Below are 13102 nucleotides of genomic sequence, written 5' to 3' on the forward strand. Positions count from 1 at the left end.
GCTGAAAATTATATAAAACCCTTTTAAAGACAGTCCAGAGAGGCTGGCAAAGGGGAGTCAATCGGGAGATGTGTGCCTATCTATGGGCGTGCACCTTCCGTGAAACCCTCTTTGTTTAGACAAAGAGGGTTTTTGCCGCTTTAACGCATCATGAGGAGGATACAGAAATGGAAGAAGTAAAAAGGGACATCGTACTTGATGTTGAGGACGTGCCAAAGGTTGGTCAATGGATTACACTAAGCATCCAGCATTTGTTCGCCATGTTCGGCGCGACGGTGCTCGTGCCATTCTTGGTGGGATTAAGCCCGGCGGTTGCACTGGTTTCAAGCGGGTTGGGAACACTATCCTACCTATTGATTACCAAGGGGCAGATACCCGCTTACCTTGGCTCATCCTTCGCCTTCATCACGCCCATCATCGCGGCAAAGGCGTTAGGGGGGCCAGAGGCGGCCATGATTGGCTGTTTTGCAGCCGGATTGATATATGGGATAGTAGCCCTGGTCATCCAAAAAGTCGGTTTGCGCTGGTTAATGAATTTACTTCCTCCGGTTGTGGTAGGTCCGGTCATTATCGTAATCGGGCTAAGCCTTGCCGGAACGGCCGTGGATATGGCCATGTATGATCCGAAGCATGAATATAGTGTGACATATATAGTAATCGCGCTGATTACATTAGCGGTAACCATCATCTGTAACGTATTCTTTAAAGGCTTCCTTAACTTGATCCCAATTTTAATGGGGATTATAGTGGGCTATGGCTGTTCGGCTGCAGCAGGAATAATAGACTACTCACCAATCAAGAAAGCCGACTGGTTTGAAATGCCGGATTTCATGTTTCCATATGTCACCTATACTCCGACCTTCTCATGGGAAGTCATTGCCATCATGGTACCCGTGGCCATCGTCACTTTATCCGAGCACATCGGACACCAGATGGTTTTGAGTAAGGTAGTCGGAAGGAATTTTTTGGAAAAACCCGGCTTGCACCGCTCGATCCTTGGGGATGGAGCTGGTATCATGATAGGCTCCTTCATTGGGGGTCCGCCGCTGACATCCTATGGTGAAAATATCGGGGTCCTGACAATGACAAAGGCTTACAGTGTATACATCATCGGCGGCGCAGCATTGGCTGCAATCATCTTTGGCTTCAACGGTAAGATTTCAGCGGTCATCAGCTCGATACCTACAGCGGTAATGGGCGGAATTTCAATCCTGCTCTTCGGAATCATCGCTTCAAGCGGGCTGAGGATGTTGGTTGATAATAAGGTTGATTTCGACAAAAAAAGAAACCTGATGATCGCTTCAGTCATACTAGTGTTGGGGATCGGGGGAGCATTCGTGCAACTATCGGAAACGGTTTCGCTTTCCGGAATGGCACTTTCGGCAATAGTCGGCATCCTGCTTAACCTGATCTTACCTGACCGTGAAAAAATATCTGAGGATATCTTTGGAAAATAAGAAAAACTGAATCATAATAGATCACCTTTTAAAAGAAGTCCAGAGAGGCTTAAAAGGGTGTTGCTGTAAAGATGAATGAGAACGGGACAAGGCTCTTATAACCAATCCCCATGCTCACGCCTCTTTATGACCTACACCCTGTCCTTAAAAGGCGGGGTGTTTTTTATGCCCCGCATCACGAATGTGAAAGGAGCAGGATCAATGAAAAAATTATTCACGATGAATGAATTGACCGTTACTGAAATTGAAGGAATTCTTCATGAAGCGGAGGGATTTGCCAATGGATCGAGCTGGCATCCTGAACTGCAGACCATGGTTGCCAACCTTTTCTTTGAACCTAGCACACGTACCAAATCAAGTTTCGAAATGGCGGAAAGGAAACTAGGCTTGGAGGTCATTCCTTTTGATGCTGGTACATCATCCGTATTAAAAGGAGAAACCTTATATGACACGGTTAAAACGCTTGAGGCAATAGGCGTCAATGCTTTGATCATCCGGCATGAGCAAGATCATTATTTTGACGAATTGAAAGAGAAGATCAGGATTCCGATAATCAATGCCGGGGATGGATGCGGAAATCACCCGACCCAGTCATTGCTCGACTTGTTGACGATAAAACAAGAGTTTGATAGTTTCAAAGGTCTGAAGATTGCGATAATCGGCGATGTGAGACATAGTCGGGTCGCCAAATCGAATGCTGAGGCATTAACGCGCCTAGGAGCGGAGGTCGTATTCTCAGGTCCGCCTGAGTGGTTTGACGGAGAAAACGGTTTGGGAAGTTATCAGGACATCGATGAAGCGATAGCGACATCTGATGTGGTCATGCTGCTTAGAATCCAGCATGAAAGGCATAGTGAAAAATACAATCATGCGAATGGGGACTATCTGGAACGTTTTGGCCTGACGAAGAAACGTGAAAAAAATATGAAACAGGACGCGATCATCATGCATCCTGCACCAATAAACCGCGGTGTTGAAATTGACAGTGATTTAGTCGAATGCAGCCGCTCTAGAATCTTTAAACAGATGGAAAATGGCGTGTTCATTAGAATGGCCGTGTTGAAAAATGTGCTCGAACAAACCGAAGGGGGAATGAACCATGAAAACTGTCATCAAAAATGGAGTATTGCTAGATAATCAAAACTCATTCAAAAAAGCGGACATTGAAATGGAAGGAAAGGTCATCACGAAAATCGGCGAGGACTTGGCTACGGAAAATTGCAAGGTAGTTGATGCAAAAGGGTTGCTTATAACGGCAGGCTTCATTGATTTGCACGTCCATTTACGCGAGCCGGGCGGTGAACATAAGGAAACGATCGAAAGCGGAACGCTTGCAGCAGCAAGGGGCGGTTTCACGACGGTTGCTGCGATGCCCAATACAAGGCCCGTTCCTGATACAGTGGACCACCTAGATGCTCTCAATCGGAAAATCGAAGAAACGGCACATGTACGGGTCCTTCCTTATGCATCCATCACGATAAGGGAAGCGGGCAAAGAACTAACAGACTTTTCTTCATTGAAACAAGCTGGCGCTTTCGCATTTACGGACGACGGAGTAGGGATTCAAGAAGCGGGGATGATGCTTGAAGCGATGAAGCGGGCTGCCGCCCAAGATATGGCGATTGTCGCTCATTGTGAAGATAATAGCTTGATCAATAAAGGCTCCGTCCATGAAGGGAGATTCTCTAAAGAGCAGGGAATCAATGGAATTCCGTCTGTATGCGAAGCTGTACATATCGCCAGGGATATCCTCCTTGCGGAAGCGGCGGACTGCCACTACCACGTTTGCCACATATCGACGAAGGAATCGGTCAGAACAGTACGCGATGCCAAACGTGCAGGCATTCGGGTGACAGCCGAGGTTACTCCGCATCACTTATTATTGTGTGAAGATGATATACCGGGGCTTGATGCCAATTATAAAATGAATCCGCCTTTAAGAGGTCGTGAAGATCGGGACGCATTGATTGAAGGGCTGCTGGATGGGACCATCGATTTCATTGCAACGGACCATGCTCCACATGGAGCAGAGGAAAAAGCAGAAGGAATGCAGCTGGCTCCATTTGGAATAGTAGGATTGGAAACGGCCTTTCCGCTGCTATATACCGAATTGGTCAAAAAGGAAGTTTTGACATTAAAGCAATTGGTCGACTTCTTGACAATCAAGCCATCTGAAAGCTTTTCCCTTCCATATGGGGACCTGAAGGAAGGCGCCATTGCCGATATCGTGCTCATTGACTTGGAAGCGGAAAAAGAAATTAATGTAGAAGAGTTTGCATCAAAAGGGAAAAATACACCTTTCAATGAAAAGAAATGCTATGGCTGGCCGGTCATGACGATTTCAGAAGGTAAAATAGCTTGGGAAAAAGGACGTGTTCAACAATGAAAAGACAGTTAATCTTAGAAGACGGAACGATTTTCCTTGGGGAAGCATTCGGCGGGGACGTAGAAAAAATCGGTGAGGTCGTTTTTAATACAGGGATGACAGGATATCAAGAAATCCTTTCCGATCCATCATATTGTGGCCAAATCGTCACACTGACGTATCCATTGATTGGAAACTACGGAATTAACCGGGATGATTTTGAATCAATCAACCCTGCTATCGCTGGGTTTGTCGTTAAAGAAACGGCAGATCATCCGTCCAACTGGCGCAGCCAATCATCTCTTGATGAATATTTGAAAATGAAGAACATACCCGGAATAAGCGGTATCGATACAAGGAAGCTGACAAGGATCATCAGGAAATCTGGTGCCCTGAAAGGTGCGATCTGCAACATCGGCAAAGATGCTGAAGAAGTTATCTCACAACTGAAGGCAACGGTGATTCCAACCAATCAGGTGAAACAGGTTTCTACGAAAGCACCGTATTCAAGTCCAGGCAGGGGTCCCCGGGTCGTCCTCGTGGACTATGGAATGAAGCATGGAATTTTGCGTGAGCTGACCAAGCGCGGCTGTGATGTAGTGGTCGTACCATACAACGTCACGGCTGAGGAAGTGTTGCATTATCATCCGGACGGCGTGATGCTTTCTAACGGACCTGGAGATCCGAAAAGCGTTCATGAGGCGCTTGAAATGATACGCACCATCCAAACAAAAGTGCCATTATTCGGAATCTGTTTGGGACATCAACTTTTCGCCCTTGCAAATGGAGCAGATACGGAAAAGTTAAAATTCGGCCATCGAGGATCAAACCATCCTGTAAAGGAACTTCGCACCGGGAAGGTATCCATCACTTCTCAAAATCATGGTTATACGGTCGAACCGCTTTCCATCGAACAGACGGAGCTTATTGTGACCCATACTGCGTTGAATGACGATACGATTGAAGGACTGCGTCATAAAAAATATCCAGCCTTCACGGTACAATACCATCCTGAAGCTTCACCTGGACCGGAAGACGCCAACTACTTATTCAATGAATTCTTACAAATGATCGAGACTGCAACCACCAAGGGGGAAGAAACATGCCAAAACGCAATGATATAAAAAGCATCCTAGTGATCGGGTCAGGTCCGATCGTCATCGGCCAGGCAGCCGAATTCGATTATGCCGGAACCCAAGCATGCATGGCCTTGAAAGAGGAAGGCTACCGAGTAATCCTGATTAACTCTAACCCTGCTACCATCATGACAGACAGTGAAATGGCCGATGCGGTTTATATCGAACCGATCACATTGGAATTTGTCAGCAAAATCATTCGTAAAGAGCGTCCTGATGCACTGTTACCTACACTTGGCGGTCAGACTGGACTGAATATGGCCGTTGAATTGGCCGAAGCGGGAATTCTGGAAGAATGCAATGTGCAGATCCTTGGGACGAAACTTTCCGCGATTCAGCAAGCGGAAGATCGGGATCTTTTCCGTACCCTCATGAACGATCTTGGGGAGCCCGTTCCTGACAGTGATATCATTCATAACCTGGAAGAGGCTTATACATTCGTGGAGCGGGTCGGATATCCGGTCATCGTCCGCCCGGCCTTCACGCTTGGCGGAACGGGCGGCGGAATTTGCGATGACGAGGAGCAACTGATCGAGATCGTGGAGGGCGGCCTGAAAAGCAGCCCCGTCCACCAGTGTCTGCTCGAAAAAAGCATTGCCGGTTTCAAAGAGGTGGAATATGAAGTGATGCGTGATTCGAACGATAATGCCATTGTCGTTTGTAATATGGAAAACTTCGACCCTGTCGGCGTCCATACAGGAGATTCAATCGTTGCGGCACCAAGCCAAACGTTAAGTGACAGAGAGTATCAAATGCTCAGAAATACATCCTTGAAAATTATCCGTGCCCTGAAAATTGAAGGAGGATGCAATGTTCAACTAGCCTTGGATCCGGATAGCTACCAATATTACGTCATTGAAGTGAACCCGAGGGTGAGCCGTTCGTCAGCGCTTGCTTCAAAGGCAACTGGATATCCGATTGCCAAGCTTGCAGCAAAAATCGCGGTTGGCTTGACGCTTGATGAAATGATGAACCCGGTCACAGGCAAAACCTATGCGAGCTTCGAACCGGCCCTGGACTATGTTGTAACGAAAATCCCGCGCTGGCCATTCGATAAGTTCGAAAGTGCCAACCGGAGGCTCGGTACGCAAATGAAGGCGACAGGGGAAGTCATGGCAATCGGCCGTACCTTCGAAGAATCGATCATGAAAGCTGTGCGTTCCTTAGAAGCCGGCATATACCATCTTGAATTGAATGACGAGTTTGGGGATGAAAAAATAGAGAAACGGATCCGTAAAGCGGGAGATGAGCGGTTATTCTATATCGGCGAAGCTTTAAGAAGGGGGAAAACGATCGAAACCATTCATGAATGGAGCCAAATCGATTTATTCTTCCTCCATAAGCTGAAAAAGATCATTGACTTTGAAAAGGAACTGCTGGAACATTCCTTTGAATGTGAAGTTCTGCAAAAAGCTAAAGAACTTGGTTTTTCTGACAAAACGATTGCAGAAATATGGAGAGTTCCCGAAATCGAAGTCTATGAATTTCGGAAACAACAAGGAATCATCCCTGTTTACAAAATGGTCGATACTTGTGCGGCGGAATTCGAATCGGAAACACCTTATTTCTATGGAACATATGAAGATGAAAATGAATCCATCGTGACCGATAAGAAAAGCGTCATTGTCCTGGGGTCAGGTCCCATCCGGATCGGCCAAGGCGTGGAATTTGATTATGCGACTGTACATTCGGTCTGGGCAATCAAAGAAGCGGGCTATGAAGCGATCATCATCAACAATAATCCGGAAACAGTTTCAACGGATTTCAGCATCTCCGATAAACTTTATTTCGAACCTTTGACACTGGAAGATGTCATGCATGTCATCGATTTGGAAAAACCGGAAGGGGTCATCGTCCAGTTCGGCGGACAAACGGCAATCAACCTCGCGGAGGGCTTGGTTGAAAGAGGCGTGAAGATCCTTGGCACTTCATTGGAAGACCTCGACAGGGCGGAAAACCGCAATAAATTCGAGAGGGCCCTGAAGGATTTAGGCATCCCGCAGCCAAAGGGAAAAACGGCTACATCTGTTGACGAAGCGATCGTCATTGCGGAAGATATCGGTTATCCGGTTTTGGTCAGACCTTCCTACGTACTTGGCGGAAGAGCGATGGAAATCGTCTATAAACAAGAAGAATTGCTGCATTATATGAAAAATGCCGTGAAGATCAACCCAGATCATCCGGTGCTTATAGACCGATACTTGACGGGTAAAGAAGTTGAAGTCGACGGAATATCCGATGGGAAAACGGTCGTCATCCCAGGAATCATGGAGCATATCGAGCGTGCGGGCGTCCACTCAGGTGATTCGATTGCCGTCTATCCGCCCCAGAATTTAACGGAGAAACAAAAACAAGTGATCATCGACTACACGACAAGACTGGCAAAAGGCTTGAATATAATTGGTCTCTTGAACATTCAATATGTCATCAGCAACGAGGAAGTATATGTCATTGAAGTGAACCCGCGTTCAAGCAGGACCGTTCCATTCTTGAGTAAAATTACGAATGTGCCGATGGCTAACTTAGCCACTAAAGTGATCCTTGGCCACTCGCTTGAAAGCCAAGGGTACCAGTCCGGTTTAGTCGCCGAACAATCCGGGGTTTATGTGAAAGTGCCGGTCTTCTCATTCGCGAAATTAAGGGGTGTGGATATTTCCCTCGGACCTGAAATGAAATCGACCGGTGAAGTGATGGGGAAAGATAGCACCCTTGAAAAAGCTTTATATAAAGGGCTGGTCGCTTCCGGATTCAAAATAAAAGGGCATGGTTCGGTCTTATTGACGATATCGGATAAGGATAAGCAAGAAGCACTGCTGTTGGCAAGACGGTTCCATAATATCGGGTTCAAGCTAATCGCCACAAGCGGAACTGCGGCCCTATTGAAGCAATCGGGCATCCCGACTGCGATTGTCGGTAAAATCGGCGAAGAAGGCAGAAACCTGCTCGATGTCATCAGGAACGGGGAAGCGCAATTCGTCATTAATACTTTGACAAAAGGAAAGCAGCCTGCACGTGATGGATTCAGGATCCGCCGCGAATCGGTTGAAAATGGAGTGACATGCCTAACATCTCTCGACACGGCAGAAGCGATTTTAAGAGTGATAGAATCCATGACCTTCTCTGCCGAAGCAATGGGGAAAATGGAGAAAAGTCGTGAGGTGAGCTATATATGATCAAGAAGGAAAGAATGAAGGTGTTAACTCATAAAGAACTGGCCCCCTCCATCTTTGAACTAACCCTGCAAGGGGAACTGGTTTCAGAAATGAACCAGCCAGGCCAGTTTGTCCAAGTCAAGACAACAGAAGGCACTGAGCCATTGTTACGACGCCCGATTTCCATTTCTTCTTATAACAGCAGTGAAAAGCGGTTCACGATGATATACCGGGCTGAAGGAAAAGGAACGACACTGTTATCGCAACGTAAACAGGCTGAAGCGGTCGATATCCTTGGCCCGCTGGGCAATGGGTTTCCCATTCATGAAGCGAAAGAGGGGGAAACAGCTTTATTGGTAGGCGGCGGTATTGGGGTTCCCCCGCTCTATCAACTATCACAGATGCTGGTCGCCAACGGGGTAAAGGTCATCCATGTATTGGGCTTCCAAACGAAGTCGGCGATTTTTTACGAAAAAGAGTTTAGTGAATTAGGTGATACGTATATTGCCACAGTGGACGGTTCATATGGGACAGCAGGATTTGTAACGACTGTGATTGACAAGCTGGAGCAGGAATTTACTACGATCTTTTCATGCGGGCCGACACCGATGCTGAAAGCGTTGGAAGCGGGCTATCACGAGAAAAAGCTTTACCTGTCCCTTGAGGAAAGGATGGGTTGCGGGATCGGCGCCTGTTTTGCCTGTGTATGCCATACAGGAGATGATCCGGCTGGATTCAGTTACAAAAAGGTATGCAGCGATGGTCCGGTATTCCGGGCGGGAGAGGTGGTATTATGAGCAGACTTTCAGTTGAGTTACCAGGCTTACATTTGAAAAATCCGGTCATGCCTGCCTCTGGCTGCTTTGGATTTGGCCGTGAATACAGCCAGTTTTTCGACTTGGATATTCTAGGGGCCATCATGATTAAAGCGACAACACCGGAACCTAGGTTCGGAAATCCGACTCCGCGCGTTGCCGAAACCTCTTCGGGCATGCTGAACGCTATCGGCCTGCAAAACCCAGGCTTAAAAAAGGTAATCGATGAAGAGCTGGCTTGGCTTGGTAGATACGATGTCCCGATCATCGCTAACGTTGCCGGTTCACAAATAACGGACTATGTAAAGGTCGCCCGTGAAATAAGTAAGATCGGAAATGTCAAAGCACTTGAATTGAACATTTCCTGTCCGAATGTAAAAGAAGGAGGCATCGCTTTCGGGACGGTCCCGGAAGTTGCCAAAGAGGTTACAAAGGCAGTCAAGGAAGTATCTTCGGTGCCTGTATATGTGAAGCTCTCACCGAATGTCAGTGACATCGTGGAAATGGCCAAAGCGGTTGAACAAGGCGGTGCCGATGGGCTGACAATGATCAATACATTGGTCGGCATGCGATTGGATTTAAAAACGGGCAAGCCGATCCTTTCGAACCGGACGGGGGGACTATCAGGTCCTGCAATTAAACCGGTTGCCCTCCGGATGATCTATGAGGTGAGCCAGCAAGTGTCGATTCCGATAATCGGAATGGGCGGAATCGCTACTGCCGAAGATGTCATCGAGTTTTTCTATGCTGGTGCCAGTGCGGTCGCAGTCGGAACAGCCAACTTCGTCGATCCCTTTGTATGCCCGACCATCATTGAGGAATTGCCGAAATTGCTGGACGAGCTCGGATATGACCATATTTCACAATGTACCGGAAGGAGCTGGAAGCAGAATGAAGCAGTCGCTAATTATCGCCCTTGATTTTCCCGATGTCATTCAGACGGAACGATTCCTGAGTCAGTTCCCGTCGGAAAAATTGGCACTGAAAGTAGGGATGGAACTATTTTACCAAAATGGACCGTCCATCATTTCCTCCATAAAGGAACGGGGCCACGATGTGTTTCTGGATTTGAAGCTGCATGACATTCCAAATACGGTCAAAATGTCCATGACAGGTTTGGCAACATTAGGTGCTGATATGGTCAATGTACACGCTGCGGGTGGTCAAAAGATGATGGAAGCAGCCATGGAGGGTCTCGATAAGGGAACGTCTGCAGGGAGAGAACGCCCGTTATGCATAGCCGTTACCCAACTGACAAGCACTTCCGAGCAACAAATGAACAAGGAACAAAGCATTAGCGGTTCTCTTACGGATTCCGTCCTCCGTTATGCAAGGCTTACTCAACAGGCAGGCTTGGATGGCGTTGTATGTTCCACTCATGAAGTGAAGGACATCCATGATCGCATCGGCCAAGGATTTCTAACCGTCACACCTGGAATTCGCAGTGCAGGCGGCAAAACGCATGACCAAACTAGAATAGCAACGCCTGAACAGGCAAGGGGCTTTGGAGCGGATGCCATCGTTGTAGGAAGAGCGATAACGAAAGCACAGGATCCATTGAAGGCGTATTTGGATATGAAAGCAGCTTGGGAGGGAATAACATGTTAAACGAAATGATTGCCGAACATCTATTGGAAATAAAAGCAGTGTACCTGCAGCCGAATGACCCATTCACTTGGGCATCAGGAATTCAATCACCGATTTATTGCGACAACCGCTTAACCCTTTCTTACCCAACGGTACGTACGGAAATCGCGGAAGGATTAAAGGGTTTGATTGAGCAGCATTTCCCGGAAGCTGATCTGATTGCAGGCACCGCTACTGCCGGCATTCCGCATGCAGCCTGGGTGAGCGAAAAATTAAATGCACCGATGTGCTATGTCCGCTCTAAAGCGAAAGAGCATGGAAAGGGCAATCAAATCGAGGGCAGAGCCGTTCCGGGACAAAAAGTGGTGGTCGTGGAAGATTTGATATCAACCGGAGGCAGTGTGATCACCGCTGTAAATGCACTGAAAGAAGCGGGATGTGAGGTTCTTGGAGTCGTTTCGATCTTTACCTACGAATTGGAAAAGGGAAAAGAAAAGTTAAGTGCGGAAGGCATCACGAACCATTCATTGAGCAACTATTCAACGTTGATCAAAGTCGCTAATGAAAAAGGATACATCACAGCTGATGAATTGGAAAAGCTTAAAAAGTGGCGCGAGAATCCTGCGGATACCGCATGGATTTCAGCATGAAAAAAGAGGTGGCCCAAACATGTCGATTGGGCCACCTCCTTTTTTTACTCTTTTACCGTTTCCTTTAAGCGGATGACGGTATCGGCATCCGGTGTAATATATACGGTCTGCTGCTGGTCATAGATAACGAAGCCTGGCTTGGAGCCATTCGGTTTCTTTACATGGCGGACTTGTGTGAAGTCAACGGGAACAGAGCTCGATTGCTTGGCTTTACTGAAAAATGCTGCCAACACAGCTGCCTCTTTTATCGTTTCTTCGCTCGGTGATTCATTTCGAATCACAACATGTGATCCAGGGATGTCTTTCGTATGAAGCCAGATTTCGTCCCGGCGTGCAAATTTATTCGTTAAATAGTCATTTTGTTTATTATTCTTTCCGACAAAAATGAGATCCCCATCGGTAGCGTAATAGGTTTCAAGCTGCGGTTTGGCATTGGCAGGTTTTTTCATGCCTTTTTTCTTTTTTTGGCGGATGTAGCCTTCTTCCTGAAGCTCTTCGCGTATTTCCTCTATATCCCGGGGCGAAGCCGATTGAAGCTGCTGGTGCAAGGCCTCGAAGTAGGATAATTCCAATTTTGTCTTTTCGATTTGTTCTTGGACCACTCCGACCGCATTTTTGGACTTTTGGTATTTGGAGAAGTACTTTTGCGCATTATCGGATGGGTTTTTTAACGGGTCAAGCGGAATCGTTATCGTACCTTGCCCCTCATCATAATAATTGTCGACCTCAATCTCCTTCATGCCTTTTTTCATTTGATAAAGATTTGCTGTAAGCAGTTCACCGAATAATTGATACTGTTCCCCGCGTTCCGTATCTTTCAACGTACGCTCGAGCTTCCCGATTTTTTTGGAATTCTTTTCAATTTCGTTGGAAATGAAACGTTCCACATCCTGGCTCTTCTGCTTAACCCGATCTCGTTCGGCCTTGCCGAAGTAATATCTGTCTAGCATTTTGCTTAATGAAGGGAACGACCGTTGTGTTTCACCCAGGTGTTCAAGTGGAAGCATATAAAAAACTTCTTTATTTCCGTCTTGTTTAATCGTCGCAGTATATTTTTGTGCCGATATTTCTTTGATTAGGCTTGAAAAAGCGGCAGGAAGGGTGGTGCTGTTTGCCAATCCAGCACGGTATACGGCTTCCTTGGCTACTAAAGGTGATATTCCTGAAAAGCTGGCGACAAGCTGTCGGTCAAGTCTTCCTGCATTGAAATCCAGGTTCTTCCTGATATCTTCCTCGGTGGCCTCGAAGGGATTAACCTTCTCCTGGGCAGGAGGCACCTTATATTCCTGGCCTGGCAATATGGCACGGTAACTGTTCACGGCGTATGAGACATGCTTAATGCTGTCCAATATCATGTTCCGTTCTTTATCGACTAGCACAATGTTGCTGTGACGGCCCATGATTTCAATGATTAATTGCTTTTGAGAGACATCCCCCAGTTCATTGCGGCCCTTCACCTCTAATATAATCATCCGATCGAGTTCATATTGATAAATATCTTCTATTGTATAACCTTCTAGATGTTTTCGAAGAAGCATGCAGAACATGGGTGCCTCTTTTGGATTTTCATAACTTTCTTCCGTCAATTGCACTCTTGAATAGCTTGGATGTGCTGATAAGAGGAGCTTATGGTTCTTCCCCCCTGCTCGAACCACCAATATCACTTCATTTTTGTATGGTTGATGTACCTTGTTGATCCGACCGCCTTTTAATATAGAAGCGATTTCTTCGGTCATCGCTTTTGTAAATAATCCATCGAATGACATTCTATTTTTACTTCCTTTACATAAGATTTTCTATGATACTCCATTCTTCGAAGACACGTTAGTGATGATTCGAGAATGTTCTCATTCATGATGATTGACGCATAAACTGGAGCTGGCCGATTTAATATCACCTGTTAACCGGCAAGGTTCTATAGGCAATGTTCAATTTGGGGC

General features: G+C 46.6%; 10 protein-coding genes. 9 read left to right on the forward strand and 1 reads right to left on the reverse strand.

What is annotated here, in order from left to right:
• The first annotated feature begins 167 nt into the window (after nt 1-167).
• The 9 genes from CVN76_RS29035 (at nt 168) to pyrE (ending at nt 11162) form a co-directional block, all read left to right on the forward strand.
• A complete protein-coding gene (locus CVN76_RS29035; RefSeq protein WP_100534054.1) occupies nt 168-1457 on the forward strand; it encodes a solute carrier family 23 protein in 1290 nt (429 codons plus the stop codon).
• 201 nt (nt 1458-1658) lie between these two features.
• On the forward strand, nt 1659-2594 hold the full coding sequence (locus CVN76_RS29040) for an aspartate carbamoyltransferase catalytic subunit (protein ID WP_100534232.1): 936 nt from the start codon (nt 1659-1661) through the stop codon (nt 2592-2594).
• A complete protein-coding gene (locus tag CVN76_RS29045; RefSeq protein WP_100534055.1) occupies nt 2557-3843 on the forward strand; it encodes a dihydroorotase in 1287 nt (428 codons plus the stop codon). Before CVN76_RS29040 ends, CVN76_RS29045 begins: the two co-directional genes overlap by 38 nt.
• On the forward strand, nt 3840-4946 hold the full coding sequence (locus CVN76_RS29050; RefSeq protein ID WP_100534056.1) for a carbamoyl phosphate synthase small subunit: 1107 nt from the start codon (nt 3840-3842) through the stop codon (nt 4944-4946). The genes CVN76_RS29045 and CVN76_RS29050 overlap by 4 nt, the downstream gene beginning before the upstream one ends.
• Complete coding sequence (gene carB / locus CVN76_RS29055; protein ID WP_100534057.1) at nt 4925-8131, forward strand: carbamoyl-phosphate synthase large subunit; 3207 nt, start codon at nt 4925-4927, stop codon at nt 8129-8131. Before CVN76_RS29050 ends, carB begins: the two co-directional genes overlap by 22 nt.
• A complete protein-coding gene (locus CVN76_RS29060) occupies nt 8128-8907 on the forward strand; it encodes a dihydroorotate dehydrogenase electron transfer subunit (RefSeq protein WP_100534058.1) in 780 nt (259 codons plus the stop codon). Before carB ends, CVN76_RS29060 begins: the two co-directional genes overlap by 4 nt.
• On the forward strand, nt 8904-9845 hold the full coding sequence (locus CVN76_RS29065; protein ID WP_100534059.1) for a dihydroorotate dehydrogenase: 942 nt from the start codon (nt 8904-8906) through the stop codon (nt 9843-9845). The genes CVN76_RS29060 and CVN76_RS29065 overlap by 4 nt, the downstream gene beginning before the upstream one ends.
• Entirely contained in the window at nt 9817-10533 is a 717-nt protein-coding gene (pyrF, locus tag CVN76_RS29070; protein WP_100534060.1) for an orotidine-5'-phosphate decarboxylase, read from the forward strand. Before CVN76_RS29065 ends, pyrF begins: the two co-directional genes overlap by 29 nt.
• Nucleotides 10527-11162 carry an orotate phosphoribosyltransferase gene (gene pyrE, locus CVN76_RS29075; RefSeq protein ID WP_100534061.1) on the forward strand — a complete coding sequence of 212 codons (636 nt, stop codon included), beginning with the start codon at nt 10527-10529 and terminating at the stop codon, nt 11160-11162. The genes pyrF and pyrE overlap by 7 nt, the downstream gene beginning before the upstream one ends.
• A 44-nt stretch (nt 11163-11206) precedes the next feature.
• Here pyrE and CVN76_RS29080 read toward each other — a convergent pair whose 3' ends face one another.
• Nucleotides 11207-12928 carry an Rqc2 family fibronectin-binding protein gene (locus CVN76_RS29080; RefSeq protein ID WP_100534062.1) on the reverse strand — a complete coding sequence of 574 codons (1722 nt, stop codon included), beginning with the start codon at nt 12926-12928 and terminating at the stop codon, nt 11207-11209.
• Nucleotides 12929-13102: the final 174 nt, after the last annotated feature.

Source organism: Bacillus sp. mrc49 (assembly GCF_002803435.1).